Below are 19294 nucleotides of genomic sequence, written 5' to 3'. Positions count from 1 at the left end.
CCGGCGTCGCCGCGGCCCGCCGCCGGCCCGCCCCAGGCGGGCCCGGCGGCGGTGGTGGAAACGGGGCCGCGCCGGCCGGGAGGGGCCCGGCCGGCGCGGTGAAAGGGGAACGGTTACTTCAGGTAGGCGGTGGCGGTGCCGACCTTGCCCGGCGCCGGGGTGGCGCTGGTGCTGAGGACGTAGACGCGGAGGTTGCCCTTCGCGTTCAGGCTGACGGTCAGGGAGCCGCCGGTGACGGTCTTGGTGTCACCGGTGACCGCGTCGACGTAGGTGCCGTTCGGGATGCCGCTGAAGGTCGCCCCGGCGGAGACGGCGATCAGTGCGAAACTGTCCACCCCGTTGGCGGTGTAGCGGCGCTTGTAGGCCATGTTGCCGCTGACACCCTCGGTCGAGTACTGGCCCATCTGCAGGGCGGGGACCGCCCGGCGGATCTGGTTGAGCCGCTGCAGGTGCTTGACCAGCGGCTGGTTCAGCGTCGTGGCGACCTGGCCGCTGGCCGAGCTGACGACACCGTAGTCACTGGCGGTGACGCTGCCGGCGAGGTTGGCGCCGTAGTAGGCCCGGCCGGTGGTGGCGAGCGGGCAGGTCGGGCCGCAGTCGATCTGCTTGCCGGCCTGGAACTCGATCTCCGAGCCGTAGTACAGCGTCGGGATGCCACGGAACGTCCACATGAGCGTCATGTTCTCGGCCCAGGCGTCGGTGCCACCGGTGTAACGGGTCGTGGACTTGTTCGGCCCGTAGTCGTGCGAGTCGACGTAGACGACGTTGTAGGTGGCGTCGTTGACCGAGTCGTCCGAGTCCTTGCCGTTCCAGTAGGCGTTGTTCGCGTCCCCGAAGTTCATGTGCATGCGCATGTCGATGATGTTCATGCCGGAGAACTGGCTGTAGTCGGGCGTGTGGTAGCTGTTGCCCGACAGGAACGCGTTGGTGCTGGTCGGCTGGTTGCCCGTACCCAGGTTGTTCTCGTAGTTGAACTGCTCGATCGCCGCGGTGACGTCGTCGGCCGAGTAGTCCTTCCGTTCCTTCCAGGTGAAGAACTGGGCGGAGTGGTTGACCGAGCCCCGGTTCCACTTGTCGTTCACGAACGCCGCGACCTCGCCGAAGATGTAGAAGTCCTTGGCCTTGGTGGCGCCGTACTTCTCGGTGAGGATCTGCTGGAAGGCCGGCAGGAAGCGGCGGTTCCAGGTGACGCGCGGGATGTGCACGGCGGTGTCGATGCGGAAGCCGTCCACGCCCATGGCGATGTACTTCTCGTACGCCCCGATCAGGTAGTCCTGGACCACGGCGTTCTCGGTGTTGAAGTCGGCCAGGTCCTCGTGCAGCCAGCAGGACCGGGCGTCCTCACCCTCCCAGTTGCCGATCCAGCACTGGTGGAAGAGGTTCGACGGGAACAGCTTGTTGGTCGGCTGCGGCCACTGGCAGTTGTAGAGCTTGAACCCCTCGGCGCTCTTGCCACCGGTCGCGGTGCCGAAGTTGGGGCAGGTGTTGCCGGCCGGCGCGGTGCTGCTCCACAGGTCGCCGTTGTAGGGCCGGCCCTTGGCGAGCGCGTTCTGGGCGGCGGTCAGCGTGGGGTCGTTGCCGGCGTGTTCCTCGAGCGGGTTGTAGGTCTTTCCCGCCACTTTCTGGTTGTAGTACCAGCTCCACTCGCTGTCCCGGGTGCCGTAGACGGTCGGCGTGTAGAGGCCGTTCGCGCCCCAGCGGGAGCTGTGGTTGAGAACGATGTCCTGGTAGATCTTGAGGCCCTTGGCGTGGGCCGCGTCGATCAGCTCCTGGTAGGACGCGCCGTCCGACTCCAGCCGCGGGTCGACCTGGTAGAAGTCCCAGCCGTGGTAGCCGTGGAAGTCGTAGTCGGAACGGTTCAGCACGACCGGCGTGATCCAGATGGCGGAGAAGCCGAGGCCCTTGATGTAGTCGAGCTTGTCGACCAGGCCCTTGAAGTCGCCCCGGAACATCGGGTCGCTGTTGGCCTCGTTCCCGGACTTGGTGTGCTGGCCGCCGCCACGGTTGTTGCCGGTGTCACCGTCATTGAACCGCGCGGTGAGGATGAAGTAGATGCTGTCCTTGCGCGGGTCGCCGCCGAGCATCTCGCCGCCGGCCGGGGCCGGGTCGGCCGCGCCGGTGGTGACGGTCGCCGAGGCGGCGGTGGAGAGGTTCCCGGCCGCGTCGAGCGCCTGCACCCGGTAGGTGTAGGCGGTGTTCGCGCTCAGCCCCCGGTCGGTGTAGCCGGTGGCCGAGCTGCTCAGCACCGTGTTGCCCCGGGTGATGCGGTAGCCGACGACGCCGACGTTGTCGGTGGCGGCGGTCCAGCCGAGGGTGACCGTGGTGCCCGCCGCGGTGGCGGTCAGCGCGGTCGGCGCGGTCGGGGCCATGGTGTCGTCCGGGGCGGTCACGCACGGGCTGGTCGCGTTCGCGGTGACGACGCCGCCGTTGACGGTGCTCGTCCCGGTCCCCAGCGCGTAGTTCTTGCTGGAGTTGTTGTCCCAGGTCCCGGACCCGTTGTTGAAGGTCGCCGACCACGCTGTGGCGGTGCCGAGGCTGACGGTCCTGCGGACCCAGCCGGTGCACGCCTCCTCGTTCATCACCACACCCGGAACCGTGGTCCAGGATCCGCCGCTCGGCGCGTAGTGCAGGTAGGTCGTGGTCCACGAGGTCTTGTAGTAGACCGTCGCCGAGTTGGCGGCGGTGCCGCACGGCACCGACGAGCCGACCGCGCCGCCGGAGACGGTGACGATGCCGGTCCCGACGCTGTAGTTGGCGCCCGAGTTGTTGTCCCAGGTGCCGGAGCCGTTGTTGAAGACGACCTGCATGCCGGTGGCGGCGCCGAGGTCGAGCTCCTTGACGTACCAGCCGGAGCAGCCGCTGTAGGCGCTCATCGCGACGCCCGGCACGGTGGTCCAGGATCCGCCGGTCGGGGCGTAGTGGATGTTCGCCGTCGTCCAGGACGTGGGCGCCTGGTAGTAGACGGTCACCGTGGTTGCCGCGTTCGCGGCCGGGAGTTGCGTCAAGAGCAGGAGTGGTACGGCGCAGAGCACCGCAAGCACTCTGCGGAGGATTCGGGACATGGGAGAGCCTCCAACCACCTCGGGGACGGCGGTGTAACGGGGGAGATGCGGGCTTGACGAGTTGGTAATCCCGCGTTCATTTGCGTCGGACGCTAGCAAGTTCTTTCAGGAGCTGGAAGAGCTGCGCACGTTCTTGCAAAAAGATGCACTCACATGTCTGGATGTGTCCGAATCCGCACAGCCGTCGATGGGACGCCGACGGCCGGGGTGGCCTTCGGCGCCTATCTCTTTCGGACGGTTCAGCGGTGTTGCGATCCCGCGGCCGCGGCCATCGACTCCACCGCGGCGAGCAGCAGGTCGGCGCAGAAGGCGTAGTAGCGCTCCATGTCGGGCTCGTCCCGGTACGACGAGGCGAGCTCGATCATCATCGGGAACCGGTCGGCCGGCATGCCCTCCAGCTGCACCCGCTTCTGCCGCCGCCACTCCGGCTCCTGTTCGGACGGCAACCCGGGCGGGCAGCCCGGCTGGGCGCCGACGATGCCGATGCAGCCGTTCAGGAGGTAGGACGCCACCCAGAAGCCCTCCTCGACGGTGAATCCCGCCTCGGTCAGCAGGGCCAGGGTGTCGTTGGTGGCGCGGTTGAAGCTCTCGGTCCGCGTCTTGTCCACCGAGTGCAGCAGGGTCGGCAGTGAGGGGTGCGCCCGCATCACGCCGATCACGGTCTCGACCACGGCGCGTAGCCGTTTCTGCCAGGACTCGCCGGCACGCGGATCCGAGCGGACCCCGGAGAGCATGTGGTCGACCATGCCCAGGAACAGCTCGTCCTTGTTCTTGAAGTGCCAGTAGAGCGCCATCGGGGTGACACCCAGCTCCTTGGCGAGCCTACGCACGGTGACCGCCTCGAGGCCCTCCTCGTCGGCGAGGCGCAGGGCGCGCTCGGCCACGGCCGCCTTGGTCAGTCGATCACCCGTCACTTGACAACCATACAACGTACAGGTCTCATGTACGAGGTACATGTACGTTGTACATGGACGACGTACAGGGGAGGGCTGATGAAGAACAACCGGCGGTGGTGGGCGCTCGTCGCGGTAGCGCTCGGGACCTTCATGACGTATCTGGACAACAACGTGGTAAACGTTGCACTACCCAGCATTCAGCGTGATCTCGGCCTGAGCATCGCCGGCCTGGAATGGATCACCAGCGCGTACATCCTGGTCTTCGCCGGCCTGCTCCTGGCCGGTGGCCGCGTCGCCGACGTGCTCGGCACCCGGCCCGCGTTCCTGTCCGGCCTGGTGATCTTCACGGGCGCCTCGGTCGTGGCCGGGCTCGCCGACGGTCAGGCGCTGCTCATCGGCGCCCGGGCGGTGCAGGGCGTCGGCGCGGCGCTGCTCGCACCCGCGTCGCTGGCCCTGCTCCAGGAGCTGTTCCCGGACCCGAAGGAGCGGGGCGCCGCCATCGGGGTCTGGGGCGGGGTGGGCGCGCTCGCCCTGGCGGTCGGCCCGTTCACCGGCGGGGTGCTCAGCGAGCACGTCTCCTGGGGCTGGATCTTCCTGATCAACCTGCCGATCGGCGTCGCGACGCTGGCGCTGACCCTGTTCAGCGTGCCCCGGCGCACCCTCGGCGGCCGCTCGGCGGGAGTCCTGCGCCGCCTCGACCCGGCCGGGCTCGCCACCTCCTCGACCGGGCTGTTCGCACTGACGTACGCGCTGATCGAAGGCGACGCGGAGGGCTGGACCTCGCCGCTCATCCTGGGGTCCTTCGGGGTTGCCGCGGCAGCGGCCGTGCTCTTCGTGATCCTTCAGAACCGCAACGCCGACTCGATGGTGGATCTCGCGTTCTTCCGCTCCCGGATGTTCACCGGCGGTCTGCTGGCGATGGGCCTGTGGGCGTTCGGGGTGTTCGGCATCTACTTCTACATGGCCATCTACCTGCAGAACGTGCTCGGCTTCACGCCGACCGAGGCGGGCGCCGCGTTCATCCCGATGGCGATCATCACGGCCGCCGGCGCGGTCCTGGCGCCCCGCCTGGAGCTGCGGTTCGGCGTGGCCCGGGTGACCGCGTTCGGTCTCGCGGTGATGGCGGCGGCGATCGGCGGCATCGCCCAGTACGGCGAGGGCACCACCTACGGCGACCTGCTGCCCTGGTTCCTGCTCTACGGCGTGGGCGGCGGTCTGCTCATCCCGCTGAACACCGTGGTCGTCGACGCGCTGCCGCCGCAGCGGGCCGGTATCGCCTCCGGGATGCTGAACGTCTCCCGCGAGGTGTTCGGGCTGCTCGGCGTGACCGTTCTCGGCGCGATCCTGACCAACCGGGCGAACGCCGCCGCCGGCACCGAACTGCACCGCTATCTCGAGGGCTACCGGTTCTCGCTGGTCATCGCCGCGGTCCTGGTGGCGGTGGGCGTACCGGTCAGTCTCTGGATGTTGCGGCGCAAGCCGGCGTCCCTGCCCGCGCCGAAGGTCCTCGAGACCGTCTGACCGCGGTCCGGTTCCCCCGCGCTCGGGCCATGGGCATAGTGGGTGCGTGAGCAGCCGTCTCTACGTGAAAGGCCGCCTGGTCGCGGAAGGGTTCGACGCCGCCGGGGCGGGCGCCCGGCTCCGCGCGGAGCCGGGCGCCGTGCTGTGGCTCGACCTCGTCGATCCGGGACCGGACGAGCTGCGGGCCCTCGCCGCCGAGTTCGAGCTGCACCCGCTCGCCGTCGAGGACGCGGTCACCGACCGTGAACGGCCCAAACTGGACCAGTACCACAACCACCTGTTCCTCAACATCTACGCGGTCGCGTTCGACGACGAGGTACGCAAGACCGAGATCAGCGCGTTCATCACGCCGCGCGCGCTGATCACGGTGCGTAAGCCGCCCGACGAGGTGGCCCTCCATCTGGACCGGTGGGACGCCGACGAGCGACTCGCCGCCGGCGGCGTCGATTTTCTGGTGTACGGGCTGCTCGACGTCGTGGTCGACGGACAGTACGCGACCGCCCAGCGGATCGACGAGAGCATGGACGGCATCGAGGACCGGATGATCGGTGAGGGAGCGGCGCCCCGCGATGTCCGGCGACGCGGTTCCGCCCTGCGACGGACCCTGGCCGGCCTGCGGCGGGCGGTCGCCCCGATGCCGGACGTGGTGCGCGAGGCCGGCCGGGCGCTGGCCGCCGACGAGCACCACCTGCGGCCGTACTACCGGGACGTCGAGGACCACGCGCGGCGGGCCGTCGACCTGATCGAGCACTCCCGCAACCGGATCACCGAGCTGCTCGACGACGACCTGGCCGAGCAGAGCAACGCGCTCAACGACGTCACCCGCAAGCTGGCCGCCTGGGCCGCCATCATCGCCATCCCCACGGCGATCACCGGATACTTCGGGCAGAACGTTCCCTACCCCGGGTACGAGAAGTGGTGGGGATTCCTGATCAGCACCGCGTGCATCGTCCTCACCGGCAGCGGCCTGTACGCGTACTTCAAGCGCCGCAACTGGCTGTGAATCGGTTCAGCAAACCGTTATCCACAGGGCTCCCAGCCCCGTCACCCGATCGCGTAACGTTCCCCGGCAACCGGGGGAGGGTGAATGTTCGGGCTGGTCTTCGGCGCCGTGCGGGTTCGGGCCGCGCAGGTGCTGACGATTCTGGTGCTGACCGCGCTGGCGGCCGCCGTCGCCGCAGCCGGGCCGTGGTACGGGTTCGCCGCGGCCGCCGACGCCGCGGCCGCCTACCTGGAGGTCGCCCCGGCCACCCAGCGCACCGTCTCGGTGGCGAACCGGGTGGACACCCAGGGCGACCCGGAGGGCGAGCTGCGCCGGTTCAGTGACAGTGTCCGGGAAGGGCTGCCGTCCGGCGTCGGCGACGGTGTCGCCGGAATGATCCGGCCGCTCAGCGTACGGACCGGGGTGGCCAGCAGCAGCATGTCACTGGCGTACCGGGACGGGTTCTGCGACCACGTCCGGCTCGACGGGCAGTGTCCCCGGGCACGCGGCGAGATCGCGCTCAGCGCCGAGGCGGCACAGCGGTTCGGCGTCACCGTCGGCGGCTCCCTGAGCATCCTCACCTCCACGTCGCACGGCCCGCTCGACCTGCGGGTGACCGCCGTCTACACACTGGTCGACCCGGCCGGGACCTACTGGAGCGACCGGCTCTTCCGGGCCGAGGCCGAGCCGGACCCGGCGTTCACCGTGACCGACACGTTCCGGCACTCCGAGCTGTGGACCCCGACCATGGCGTACGACGTGGTGCTGCCGGACGCGCTGCTGCGCGGCGACGGCGGCTACGACCTCGCCACCGAGCTCACCGCGGCCGACCGCAGGCTCGGCAGCCACGCGCTGCGGCTGAGCACCATGGCCCGGCCGCTCCACTTGGCCATCACCCGGGACCGCGACATCATCCTGCGGGGCGTCATGACCGCGGGCGCCCAGATGCTGATCCTCACCTGGTTCGCCGTCGGCCTCGCCGGGTGGTACACGTCGCGAGACCGCCGGGCCGACGCCGCCCTGCTCAAGCTGCGCGGGGTGGGCCGCTTCGGCACCCTGCGGCTGGCCTGGGGCCAGCACCTGGTGCCACTGCTCGCCGGTGTCGCCGTCGGCGCGCCCCTCGGCTGTCTGGTGGGCTGGGCGCTCGCCGGCCCGGTGCACATCACGGCGGACCAGGGGATCGCGCTGCGGTACTCCGCGGCGGCCGTGGCGGCGGTCCTCGCCGGCAGCCTCGCGGTGCTCGCCGCGGTCGAGGCGTCGATGCTCGTACGACCGGTGTCGGAACTGCTCAGCGGCACCGCCCGGGTCCGGGCCTGGCGGCCGGCGTTCGTCGACGTGCTGCTGCTCGCCGTCGCCGCGGCCGCGATCTACCAGGCCTGGTCGGGCGGCCCCGACGAGGGGCTGGGCCCGGCCGCGCCCGCGCTCGTCGCGCTCACCGTCGGCCTGGCGGCGGCCCGGCTGCTGAGCCTGATCGCGGTCCGGGGCGGCGTCGCCGCGCTGCGCACCGGCCGCCTGCGTACCGGCCTCACCGCCCTGCGGATCTCCCGCTCGCCCGGCACCGACCGGGTGTTCGCGCTGGTCGTGGTGGCCGTCGCGCTGTTCACCACGGCGGCCGGCGGCTGGGCCGCGGAGACCGGGGCCCGGCTGGCCCGCAGCGCCGCCGAGATGGGCGCCGAGCGCGTCCTCACCGTCGAGGCGCCCAACCGGACGGCCCTGCTGCACGCCGTGCGCAGCACCGACCCCGGCGGCCGCGAGGCGATGGCCGCCGTCCGCACCTGGTCCGGCGAGCGGGAGATTCTCGAGGTGGACAGCGCCCGGCTCGGCGCGGTCGCCGGCTGGCGCCCGGAGTACGGCCCGGTCGACGCGCTGCCCGCCGCCGTGGCCGCCGGCCGGCCGGAGCCGACACTGATCACCGGCGACCGGCTCACCCTCCGGGCCCGCCGCGACGGCCCCGCCGGCGTGGCGCTCGACCTCCGCCTCCAGCACGAGGCCACCGGGATGGTGCTGACCGCCGGATTCGGCACGCTGCGCGCGGGTGAACAGACCGTGACCGCCCCGGTGCCCGCCTGCGCCACCGCACCCGGCTGCCGGATCGTGCGCTGGGAGATGACCACACCCCCGGACCCGGACGGCCGGATCGAACCGCCGCCACCGGGCGCCGTGGTCACCGTCCTCGGGCTCGGCCAGAACGGGACCGCCGACGGGATCCTGGACGCCGGCGCACTCGGCGACATCACCCGGTGGCGCGCCGGGACGAAGGGCGCGGCCCTCGACGTCACGACCATCGACGGGGCCCTCCGGCTGGCCACCGACCGCAACGCGACCGGCGACCCGGTGGGCGCCGACGCGTGGGCTTCGGACCCGCTGCTGCCGCTGCCGGCCCTGGTCGCCGGGCCGGAGCCGGACGACTGGCGGGACGACGACCCGGCCGTGAGCCTGTACGGGGATCCCGTCCCGGTACGGGTCCTCGGCAAGGTGACCGCCCTGCCCATGCTCGGGAGCACCGGTCTGGTCGTCGACCTGGACTCGGTCCGCCGGGTGGCCGCCGAGATCGACCCGGGCGGTGTCTACCAGGTGTGGCTGGCGCCCGGCGCCCGCCCCGGCATCGTCGAGGACCTGGCCGCGGCCGGGCTGACCGTGGCCGGCAGCGCCACCACCGACGACCGCGCCTCCCGCCTCGGCGACCAGGGCCCCGCCGTCGTCGTCCGGTTCGCCCTGGTGGCGGGCATCGCGGCGCTGCTCATCGCGGCCGCCACCGTCGCGGTCGCCGCCACCGCCGACCGCCGGTCCCTCGCCGAACAGCTCCGGGTGCTGCGCGAGCAGGGCCTGTCCCGCCGGGTCGCGGTCACCACGGCGTACGCCGGAACCGCCGTGCTGATCCTGACCGGCGTCCTCGGCGGCGTGCTGGCCGCGCTCCTGGCCGTCGCGATCACCGGCCGGTCGGTGCCGGCGTTCACCGACGGCTGGGCGGTCCTCGCCCCGCCCGATCCACTGGACACCGTGGCGGTCACCGTCGCGACCCTCGTCTCGCTGGCGGTCCTCGGACTGACCGGCTGGCTGGTCCAGTTGCCCCTGCTGCGGACCCTGCGCGAGCCGGAGGGCGGCCGATGATCTCCCTGGTCCTCGCGATGATCTGGAGCCGGCGGGGGCAGGCGCTCACCCTCGCGCTGCTCTCCCTGCTCGCCGTCGCCTCGGCGGTCGCGGCCCCGGCCTACCTGATCGCCGCCGAACGCGCGATCGCCGACGGCCAGATCGCCACGGCCGCCACCCGGGAGCTGACCATGGCCGCCCGCCGGTCGTACGACAGCGCCAGCGGTGACGCCAGCACCGGCGAACTGCGGTTCCCGGAGATCGGCAAGGTTCTGCTCGATCTGGAGGGATTCGACCACTACCACGCCGCCGAGGTGCCCACGGTCGGCATCGAGGTGGCCGACACCTTCCCGAGCCGGCTGGTCTTCCGGCAGGAGGTCTGCGCCCACGTGGTCGTCCTCACCGGCCGCTGCCTGGCCGCCGAGGGCGACGCGCTGATCGGCGAGCGGACCGCCCAACGGCTCGGCCTGGCCGCCGGCGACCGGATCGAGTTGAGCGCGGCCCGCCAGAACGGCGCGGTCCAGCCGATCACGTACGTCGCCGAGGGCGCGCCGAAAACGCTGACCGTGGTCGGCACGTACCGGCCGGTGGATTCCGGCGCGCCGTACTGGGGACTGCACGGCTACTTCGTCTTCGGCGCCGACATGGGCCCCGGCGAACCGGTCTTCACCAACGCCGCCACCCTGGGCACGATGCAGCGGACCACCACGGCGATGGCGATCGACGGGATCGCCGAGCCCGGTGTCATCGGCATCGACCGCCTCGAGCGGCTGCGCGCCGAACTCACCGCGGTCGACAAGGCGGTCGGCGAACTCGACGAGCCGCTCCAGTTCGACAGCGGCATCCCGGTGCTGCTCGATCGCATCGACCAGGGCCGGGCGGCGGCCCGCCTGCTGGTGCCGGTGATGGCCGTGCCGCTGGTGCTGCTGGCCTGCTTCACCATCTATCTGACCGTCGGCTACGGCGCCCAGGGCCGGCAGAGCGAACTGGCCGTCGTCGCGCTGCGCGGCGCCCGCTGGTGGACCCGCTGGTGGCTGGCGACCGGTGAGAGCCTCGCCGCGGTGCTGGCCGGCTCCCTGGCCGGATGCCTCGCCGGGCAGCTGCTCGTGAACGCGGTGACCGGCATCGTCTTCCCCGGCGTCGGCGCGGAGCCGGCCCTCACCTCGCTGCGGTACGCGCCGTTCGCCGCGCTGGCCGCGCTGGCCGCCGCGGTCCTGGCCCAGCGGCGGCAGCTCACCAGCCCGGTGGCCGGCCTGCTGCGCCGGGCGCCGTCCCGCGACCGGGGCCTGCCCGGCGTCTCCGAGGTGGCGGTCGTGGTGCTCGCCGTCGTCACCGGCATCCACTACGCGCTCGCCGGCGACCCGCTGGAGGGCCTCGGGCTGTTCGCGCCGGCCCTGATCATCCTGTCCCTCGCCCTGATCTGCGCCCGTGCCCTGCTCCCGCTGGTCAACCGGTACGCGGCCGGCGCCCTGCGGCGCGGCCGGCTCGGCATCGCGCTGGCCGGCGTCCAACTGTCCCGCCGGCCCGGCGCCGGGCGCCTGTTCGCCCTGCTGGTCGCGTCCGCCGCGGTGGCCGGCTTCGCCACCGCCGCGGTCGACACAGCGGCCCGGGGGCGGGCCGTCACGGCGTACCTCGGCACCGGCGCCGACCGGGTCCTCACCGTCCAGCCGATCACCCGGCAGCGGCTGCTCACCGCGGTCGGCGCCGCCGACCCGGACGCGCGATGGGCGATGGCCGTCACCCCTCTGCCCAGCGGCGGCACCGGCGCCCCACCCGGGATCGCCGTCGACACCGCCCGGCTGGGCGCGGTGGCCGCCTGGCCGGACGGCGCCGTCGCACCCGAGCGGCTGCGCGCCCTGCTCCATCCGGACGCGCCCGCGGCCCCGGCCTTCGCGAGCTCCGACATCACCTTCGAGGTCACCGCCACCGGAGGGCCGCTGCGGCTCGGCCTCTCGCTGTCGTCGTCGGCCGGGCTCGGCGACGTCGTCCTCGAACTCGGCACCGTGCCGCCGGGGCCACAGACGTACCGGCAGGACGTGCCGGTCTGCGAGCGCGGGTGCCGGGTCAACGGCATCCGGGTGTCCGGCGAGGGCAAGGTCCCGGACATCACCGGCCGGCTCGTCATCCGCGGCCTGGGGACCGTCACACCGGCACCGCTCAACGACCCCACGCGGTGGCGGGCCACCCGGGACGCACGCCTGTCGGCGGCGCCCGACGGACTCCAGGCCGACGTCGAGGTCTCCCCGAGCGTGGTCGACGCGGTGTGGATCCAGCCGGTCAGCACGCCCTATCCGCTTCCCATCGCGTACGCGGGTGAGGTGCCGCCGGCCGAGTTGCTCCCCGGGCTGAACGTCGTGGACACCCCGATCACGCCGGTCGTCGAACTGCCGGCCGTGCCCGGGCTCGGGCGCCGTGCCGTGCTGGCCGACCTGGAGTACGCCGACCGGCTCGCGGTGCAGAGCCGGGAGGTCCAGGCGCCACAGGTCTGGCTCGGCCCGGCCGCCCCGGCGGACGCCGTCGCCCGGCTCGAAGCCGCCGGGATCCGGGTCGTCTCGGAGACCTCGGCCGCCACCGTGCGCGAAGCGCTCGACCGGCAGGGGCCGGCCGTCGCACTGTGGTTCCACCTGCTCGCGGCCGTGCTCGCCGGGCTGCTCGGCGCCGGGGCGCTGGCCCTCACCGTGGCCGTCGACCGGGGACGGCGTACCGAGGACCTCGCCGCACTGCGCACCCAGGGCCTGCGACCACGCCCGGCCGGGCAGGCGACACTGTGGACATATCCGGTTCTGGTCACCATCGCTACCGCGGTGGGCGTCCTGGTCGCGGTGGGGGCGTGGCGGCTCACCGGCTGGGCGCTGCCGCTGGCCGGGATCACCCCGCCCGACCTGCCGCTGCCCACCTGGCCACGCGTCACGGCCCTGCTCGCGGCCGCCGGCGCCGTCCTGCTGGTCCAGTTCGCCGTCGCCTTCCTGGGCGGCCGCGATCTGCGCCGCCGGATCGAGCCCCGATGACCCCCACCGTCAGCACACGGCCCGCCCGGTGCGGGAGATGGTTGTCGCGCACAACGCGCTCAGCGTGTGTGCGTGTTCGGTGTGTCGCTTCGGTCGCTGCACGCGGCCGGGGATGGTTGTCGCCCACAACGCGCTCAGCGTGTGTGCGTGTTCGGTCTGTCGCTTCGGTCGCTGCACGCGGCCGGGGACGGTTGTCGCCCACAACGCGGCCAGCGTGTGTTCCTGCCCGGCCTGTCGCCTTGGCCGCTGCACACGCGCCGCCGACCGTGAGCGGAGGTCCGGTTACGGACGGCGCCGGAGTGAATCGGGCAGGGCCATCTCGGAGCGGTCAAGAGACGGCGTTGATGGCAACGGGGAGAGCGAAGGGACGGCGATGGGGACGCTGACGGTGGAGGATGCGGCGTTCGGCTATGGCGACGGGACGCCGGTGCTGAGCGGGGTCGCCGTGACGGTCCGGCCGGGCGAGGTGCTCGCGGTCACCGGTACGTCCGGGGCCGGGAAGAGCACGCTGCTGCGGGCGATGGCGGGTCTGCTCGCGCCGCGTTCCGGGACGATCTCGGTGGACGGCGTGCCGCTGACCGGCCGGGATCACGCCGTGTCGCTCGGGGTGGTGCTCATCCCGCAGGACAACGGTCTGGCCGCGATCCTCACCGCGGCCGAGAACATCTCGGTGGCGGTGATCGCGACCGGTGGCTCGCCGGCGGACGGGCGGCGGCGGACCTCCGAGTCGCTGGACGCGCTCGGGCTCTCCGGCCAGGCGAACCAGTTGATCGACGAGCTCTCCGGTGGCCAGCAGCAGCGCACGGCGGTGGCGCGCGGCCTGGCGCTGCGCGGGAAGATCGTGCTGGCCGACGAGGTGACCAGCGAACTCGACGCGGCGAACCGTCAGCGGGTCCTCGACCTGCTCCGGGCCGAGGCGGCCCGCGGCGCGACGGTCGTCTTCGCCACCCACGACCCGGAGGCCGCGGCGGCCTGCGACCGCGAACTGCACCTCACCGACGGCGTCGTCACCTGGCCCCGCCCCTGACCGGCAATCTTGGGCGATCAACCACCGAATCTGGTGGCGATTCGTCCAAGATCCGCGGAGAGTCCCGCGGACGCGGACGCGGAGCGCCGCCCTAGACCGGGGTCTCGTGCCCGGAGGGCAGCAGGGTGACCTCGCCCTCGATGTGCTGGACCGTGAAGAGCGTGCCCGGCGGATAGGAGCCCAGCACCTCCGGCGGCAGCTGGACCGTGCCGTCGCCGGCGACCACCGCGAAGTCCTGGCCGTCGCGGCCCTCGGCGCCGACGCGGCCGTCGCGGATGGTGACGGCGCGGCCGAGGCGGGCGCCGACCTCGTTGTCGTGGGTGACCACGACGATGGTGGTCTGGCGTTCGGTGTTGACCGTCTCCAGGGCGTCCAGGACCTCGTCGCGCCCGGCCGTGTCGAGACGGCTGGTGGGCTCGTCGACGAGCAGCAGGCCGGGACCGGTGGCGATGCCGACGGCCAGTGCGGCGCGCTGCTGGGCGCCGGGGGTGAGTTCGGCGAGCTTGCGGCGGCCCTGGCCGGGGAGGCCGACCAGGTCGAGGATGCGGTCGGGGTCGTCGAGCTCGATGCCGCGGGTGTGCGCGGCCCGGCGCTGGGCGAGCCGGATGTTGCGGTGCAGCGACGCGTAGGGCAGCAGGTTGCGGGAGGCGCCCTGGAGGACGACGCCGATCTCGGTGCCGCGCAGCCGGGAGATCTCGCCGTCGGAGAGTTTGCCCATGTCGTAGGTGCCGATGTTGATCCGGCCGGCGGACGGGCGCATCAGCCCGGCCAGCAGCGCGATCAGGGTGGACTTGCCGGAGCCGGACGGGCCGACCAGCGCCAGCGTCTCGCCGGGGGCGATGGAGAGGTCGACGCCGGCGAGGGCGACCACGTCGCCGGCTTCGGCGCGGTAGATGTGCACTACCCGGCGGCAGGCGACGGCGAGTCCGTTCATGACGCCCAAACTAATCAACGTCCGCCCCGGTGAATAGGGTGTCCCCGTGCGCGACATCGCCGTTTTCACCGGATCTGCCCATCCTGAACTCGCCGCCGAGATCTGCGAGCACCTTGGGGTGCCGCTCATGCCCACCCAGATCTCCCGGTTCGCCAACGACTGCATCGAGGTGCAGCTGCGGGGGAACTGCCGGGAGCGGGACGTCTTCCTGATCCAGCCGCTGGTGCCGCCGACCCAGGAGCACCTGGCCGAGCTGCTGTTCATGCTGGACGCGGCGCGGGGCGCGTCGGCGGCCCGGATCACCGTGGTCCTGCCGCACTACGCCTACGCCCGCAGTGACAAGAAGGACGCCCCGCGGATCTCCATCGGTGGCCGCCTGGTCGCCGACCTGCTGAGCACCGCGGGCGCCGACCGGGTGCTGGCGATGACCCTGCACTCGCCGCAGGTGCACGGGTTCTTCAGCATCCCGGTGGACCACCTGCACGCGCTGCGTGAGCTGGCCCAGCACTTCCGCGGCTACGACCTGAGCAACACCGTCGTGGTCTCCCCGGACCTGGGCAACGCGAAGGAGGCCGCGGCGTTCGCGCGGATGCTGGGGGTGGAGGTGGCGGCCGGCGCCAAGCAGCGGTTCGCCGACGACAAGGTGGTGATCAGCTCGGTGATCGGCGAGGTGGCCGACCGGGACGTGATCGTGCTGGACGACGAGATCGCCAAGGGCAGCACGGTGTTCGAGCTGCTGGCCCGGCTGCGGGAGCGCAACGTGCGCAGTGTCCGGGTGGCCTGTACGCACGGCCTGTTCACGAACGACGCGGTGCAGCGGCTGTCGGACGAGAAGGAGATCGAGGAGATCGTCTGCACCAACACGGTGCCGATCCCACAGCGGAACCGCACCGACAAGCTGACCATCCTGTCGGTGGCGCCGGCGCTCGCCGAGGCCATCCGGCGCATTCACAACGGCGAGTCGGTGAGCGCGCTGTTCGCCTGATTCTGGCAAACCGGTCTCACCGGCCTCACGAAACGCGAATCATTACCGCATGGGTGTCATGGCTTACCCCCTCCGGTACGCGCTTGCCGACCTCGCCCTCGCGCTCAGCCGAGCGGCGTCGGATCCGGCCGAGGTCCGATCCACGGCCGCCCGCGCCGCCGCCGACATGATCGGTGACGGCGCGGGTGTGCAACTGCTCCGTGAAGACGGCCGGTACGAGGAGATCGCGTACCACCATCTCGACAACGAACGATCGGAACCGCTGGCCCTGGCACTGAACCGGGCCGGCCAGACCCCCGACGACGAGTACTCGACCACGCTGGCCGCCAGCCGCCGCCCGATCGTGCTGGCCGGCGAGTCGGCGACCGCGCTGGCCAACCCCGAGTTGTCGATCACCGCGGCGGTGCTGATCCCGGTGATCGTGGACAACACGTACTCGGGTCTGCTGATCCTGACCCGGCACACCCCGGACGCCTTCTACTCCACCCCGGAGGTGGAGCTGGCCCGGGACATCGCCGGCGAGCTGTCGCTGGCGATGAGCAGCGCCCGCGCCCAGGAGCGGCTGCGGGTGGCCGAGGAACGGTACCGCCGGGTGCTGGAGACGATCCCGGAGGGTGTGCTCCAGCTGGACCCGAACGGCGTGGCCACGTACGCCAACGAGCCGATCGGCGTGGTCCTCGGGATGCCGCGGGCCGAGCTCGTCGGGGTGTCGTTGCGCGGCTTCCTGGACAACGTCGGGCAGAAGGAGCTGGACCGCCGGATCGCCGAGTGCAAGACCGGCCGGTCCACGGTCGGCGCGACCCGGCTGATGCGGGCGGACGGTTCCCGGCGCAGCGTACGGATCAGCATGATGCCGGTCCAGGACGAGAACCACGAGTTCATCGGCGTCCTGTGCATGATCACCGACACCACCGACCACATCGACGCGCGTGGCCTGAAGCGGCAGCTGGACCACCTGCGGCGGCTGGACAGCCTGGGCCAGCTGATCGGTGGGCTGTCGCACGACTTCAACAACCTGATGACCGTGGTGGCCGGTTCGGCGGACATGATCCTGAGCAGCGCGGAGGAGGGATCCTCGCACTACCAGCTGGCCAAGGACATCCTGGACGCGGTCGGGACCGGGCGGACGCTGACCCACCAGCTGCTGGCGTTCGGCCGCAGTGAGGGCGGCCGTCCCGAGGTGATCCCGATCCCGGACCTGCTCACCGACGTGCAGGCGCTGTTCAGCCGGACGCTCGGCGAGCACATCGGCCTGGATCTGGCGTTCGGCCCGGAGGTGTGGCCGATCCGCGCCGAGCGGGGCCCGCTGGAGCAGGCGCTGGTCAACCTGGCCGCGAACGCCCGGGACGCCATGCTGCACGGCGGCATGGTCCGGGTGACCGCCACCAACAAGGTGATCGAGCCGGGGCAGCTGGCCGAGGGCGCGCCGACCGGCAAGCTGGTGCACCTGGTGATCACCGACACCGGCGCCGGCATGGCCGAGGAGGTCCGCCGCCGGGCGCTGGAGCCGTTCTTCACCACCCGTCCGACCGCGGCCGGCCTGGGCCTGGCCACCGCCGCCGGGATCGTGCACAACCTGGGCGGTCACATCGAGCTGGAGTCGCAGCCCCGGATGGGTACGACGGTGCACATCTATCTGCCGGCGGCCGAGCAGAGGGGTGGTACGTCCGGGGAGCGGCAGCGGCGGACCAACGTGATCGGCCGGGTGCTGATCGTCGAGGACCAGCCGGACGTGGCCCAGTTGGTACGCCGGCTGATCGAACCGGCCGGCTACGAGATCTCGGTGGCCACCGACGCGCTGATGGCGGTCACCGAGGTGGCCGCGGGGGCACGGCCGGACCTGCTGATCACCGACGTGGTGATGCCGACGATGACCGGGCCGGAGCTGGCCGGGGCGTTGCGGACGCATCAACCGGATCTGCCGGTGCTCTACATGTCCGGTTACACGGCGGCGTCCCTGGGTCCGCAGTTGCACCTGGACGAGAACAGCATGCTGCTGGAGAAGCCGTTCACCCGGTCGACGCTGCTGGGCGCGATCCGCTCGCTGTGCGGCCCTCAACCGCCAGTGTCAGGATAATGACCCCAACTTGCCGAAATTTCGGTCAAAGCGCAGTATTCCGGGGTGGCTGAGGACCAACTCGTCGGGAACTCGTACCGCCTGATCCGCCCCATTGGACAGGGCGCGACCGGAACCGTCTGGCGGGGAGAGCACCATCCCACCAACGAACCGGTCGCCGTCAAGCTGCTCCACGAGAGCCTGCTCCGGCAACCGCGTCTGATCACCCGCTTCGTCCAGGAGCGGACCATCCTGTTGATGCTGCGGCATCCCAACGTGGTCCGGGTCCGTGATCTGTTCAGCGTCGGCGAGACGCTGGCGCTGGTGATGGACCTGGTGGACGGCGGCAATCTGCGCGATCACCTGCACCGGGACGGGACGGTGTCACCCGCGGAGGCGGCCCGCCTCGCCGCGCAGATCGCCGCGGCCCTCGCCGAGGCGCACGAGCTGGGCGTCATCCACCGCGACCTGAAACCGGACAACGTGCTGCTGGACGGTGACGGCCAGACCCGGCTCACCGACTTCGGCATCGCCCGCATTCTCACGCTGCCCAGCATGACCACCCCGAACGCGGTGGTCGGCACGCCGCACTACATGGCGCCCGAGGCGTTCCACGGGACCACGCCGAGCGCCGCCACCGACGTGTACGCCCTCGGCGTGCTGCTCTACGAGCTGGTCTGCGGCCGTCCGCCGTACCGCTCCGATTCGATCCCGGAGCTGATGCGCCTGCACGCGGAGGGGAAGCCGGAACGCCGCGACGGCATCCCCGATCCGCTCTGGCGGATCGTGACCGCCTGTCTCTCCGCCAAGCCGCGCCTGCGCCCCAGCGCCGCCGAGCTGGTCACCGACCTGACCGCGCTGGCCGCCAGCCTGCGTTCGGCGCCCGCGCTGCCCCGGGCGCCGGCCTCGGAGTCCGGGGTCCGGGCGGAGGAGGCCGGTCCGCGGAAGCCGCCGGTGCCCGGGCCGCGCCGCCGTTCCGGTCGTGACGCTCCGGCCGCCCGCTGGTCCCGGCCGGGCGCGATCGCGGCGCTGACCGTCGGTGCGATGCTCGCCTCCGCGATCGCCACCACGGCCTGGCATCTGAACCGGCGGGACGACGAGAACCCGGAGGCGGCGCCCACCGTGGCCGTCGCCCCCACCGTGGCCGTCGCCCCCAGCGTGCCGCCGCTCGCCCGGGCGGCGCCTCAGGCCGGCGCTTCGCGCCCTCCGGCCAACCGATCCGATCGTCAGCACCGGGCGGCGAAGGGCGTCGCGCTTCCCGCGGCCCAGGCCAAGACCGCGGCGGTACGCGCGAAGCGTCCCGCCCCGGCCCGGACCACCACCCGGTCGCCGTTGCCGGAGGCCAGAGCGCGCGGGCCGTGGCAGTGCGCGCAGGGCCTGGTGTTCGACCTGCCGAGCCGGACCGCCGTTGGCCCGCGCCCGTGCCATTCGACCGGCCGTGACGTCCGGTTCCAGGGTTCGCTGACCGCTCCGGCGGGTGGCCGCGCCCGGGTCGAGGTGACCCTGCGCGACGCCGCCACCGGGCGGACCGTCGCCGGGCCCACCACCTGCGATCTGCGGTTCACCCGGCAGAGCTTCATCCGTGGGTGCGGTCCGGCCGCGGCCAGCCCGCGCCGGGGCCGCAGCTACACGGTGGTGATGTCCTACCGGTACGTCCGCGACGGCCGGTCCTTCGTGAACACCGCCCGGGGCCACACCTTCACCTGGTGAGGCCCCGTGGTGCCGTCGAGTGG

The 19294-nt window shown here is 72.3% G+C and carries 11 protein-coding genes; 8 read left to right on the top strand and 3 right to left on the bottom strand.

Features of this window, described 5'->3' with window-relative positions; genetic code table 11:
- Positions 1–113: 113 nt before the first annotated feature.
- Together KZ829_RS37360 and KZ829_RS37355 are read right to left on the bottom strand one after the other, a co-directional pair.
- Complete coding sequence (locus tag KZ829_RS37360; RefSeq protein WP_246636916.1) at positions 114–3005, bottom strand: carbohydrate binding domain-containing protein; 2892 nt, start codon at positions 3003–3005, stop codon at positions 114–116.
- A gap of 296 nt (positions 3006–3301) precedes the next feature.
- On the bottom strand, positions 3302–3976 hold the full coding sequence (locus tag KZ829_RS37355) for a TetR/AcrR family transcriptional regulator (protein ID WP_308285824.1): 675 nt from the start codon (positions 3974–3976) through the stop codon (positions 3302–3304).
- A gap of 78 nt (positions 3977–4054) precedes the next feature.
- On the opposite strand from KZ829_RS37355, the gene KZ829_RS37350 reads away from it, so the two are divergent.
- The 5 genes from KZ829_RS37350 to KZ829_RS37330 all read left to right on the top strand — a co-directional run bounded on the left by KZ829_RS37350 (position 4055) and on the right by KZ829_RS37330 (position 13586).
- Complete coding sequence (locus KZ829_RS37350) at positions 4055–5479, top strand: DHA2 family efflux MFS transporter permease subunit (RefSeq protein ID WP_220148552.1); 1425 nt, start codon at positions 4055–4057, stop codon at positions 5477–5479.
- A 46-nt stretch (positions 5480–5525) separates the two neighbouring features.
- A complete protein-coding gene (locus KZ829_RS37345; protein ID WP_220148551.1) occupies positions 5526–6482 on the top strand; it encodes a magnesium transporter CorA family protein in 957 nt (318 codons plus the stop codon).
- 84 nt (positions 6483–6566) lie between these two features.
- A complete protein-coding gene (locus KZ829_RS37340; protein WP_220148550.1) occupies positions 6567–9572 on the top strand; it encodes an ABC transporter permease in 3006 nt (1001 codons plus the stop codon).
- The gene (locus tag KZ829_RS37335) at positions 9569–12559 is read left to right on the top strand and encodes an FtsX-like permease family protein (protein ID WP_220148549.1); all 2991 of its coding nucleotides are present in this window, start codon (positions 9569–9571) and stop codon (positions 12557–12559) included. The genes KZ829_RS37340 and KZ829_RS37335 overlap by 4 nt, the downstream gene beginning before the upstream one ends.
- 373 nt (positions 12560–12932) lie before the next feature.
- A complete protein-coding gene (locus tag KZ829_RS37330; RefSeq protein WP_220148548.1) occupies positions 12933–13586 on the top strand; it encodes an ABC transporter ATP-binding protein in 654 nt (217 codons plus the stop codon).
- 91 nt (positions 13587–13677) lie between these two features.
- Here the strand turns inward: KZ829_RS37330 and KZ829_RS37325 are convergent, their stop codons facing one another.
- The gene (locus KZ829_RS37325; RefSeq protein WP_183215692.1) at positions 13678–14520 is read right to left on the bottom strand and encodes an ABC transporter ATP-binding protein; all 843 of its coding nucleotides are present in this window, start codon (positions 14518–14520) and stop codon (positions 13678–13680) included.
- 46 nt (positions 14521–14566) lie between these two features.
- On the opposite strand from KZ829_RS37325, the gene KZ829_RS37320 reads away from it, so the two are divergent.
- Genes KZ829_RS37320 through KZ829_RS37310 form a run of 3 tightly spaced genes read left to right on the top strand, consistent with a single transcriptional unit; the run spans position 14567 to position 19271 of the window.
- The gene (locus KZ829_RS37320; protein WP_220148547.1) at positions 14567–15505 is read left to right on the top strand and encodes a ribose-phosphate diphosphokinase; all 939 of its coding nucleotides are present in this window, start codon (positions 14567–14569) and stop codon (positions 15503–15505) included.
- Positions 15506–15563: 58 nt separating this feature from the next.
- Positions 15564–17582: a hybrid sensor histidine kinase/response regulator gene (locus KZ829_RS37315; RefSeq protein WP_246636915.1), complete on the top strand. Its 2019-nt coding sequence runs from the start codon at positions 15564–15566 to the stop codon at positions 17580–17582.
- 45 nt (positions 17583–17627) lie between these two features.
- Entirely contained in the window at positions 17628–19271 is a 1644-nt protein-coding gene (locus KZ829_RS37310) for a serine/threonine protein kinase (protein ID WP_308285823.1), read from the top strand.
- Positions 19272–19294: the final 23 nt, after the last annotated feature.

This window comes from Actinoplanes hulinensis (genome assembly GCF_019429605.1).
GTDB classification, from domain to species: Bacteria; Actinomycetota; Actinomycetes; order Mycobacteriales; family Micromonosporaceae; genus Actinoplanes; species Actinoplanes campanulatus.
This window is presented reverse-complemented; position numbering and strand designations above follow the sequence as displayed.

Bases quoted from the DNA above. Each gene is read 5' to 3' on its own strand.
- KZ829_RS37350 (WP_220148552.1), top strand. From the start codon at position 4,055: ATGAAGAACAACCGGCGGTGGTGGGCGCTCGTCGCGGTAGCGCTCGGG.
- KZ829_RS37340 (WP_220148550.1), top strand. From the start codon at position 6,567: ATGTTCGGGCTGGTCTTCGGCGCCGTGCGGGTTCGGGCCGCGCAGGTG.
- KZ829_RS37335 (WP_220148549.1), top strand. From the start codon at position 9,569: ATGATCTCCCTGGTCCTCGCGATGATCTGGAGCCGGCGGGGGCAGGCG.
- KZ829_RS37330 (WP_220148548.1), top strand. From the start codon at position 12,933: ATGGGGACGCTGACGGTGGAGGATGCGGCGTTCGGCTATGGCGACGGG.
- KZ829_RS37325 (WP_183215692.1), bottom strand. From the start codon at position 14,520: ATGAACGGACTCGCCGTCGCCTGCCGCCGGGTAGTGCACATCTACCGC.
- KZ829_RS37315 (WP_246636915.1), top strand. From the start codon at position 15,564: ATGGCTTACCCCCTCCGGTACGCGCTTGCCGACCTCGCCCTCGCGCTC.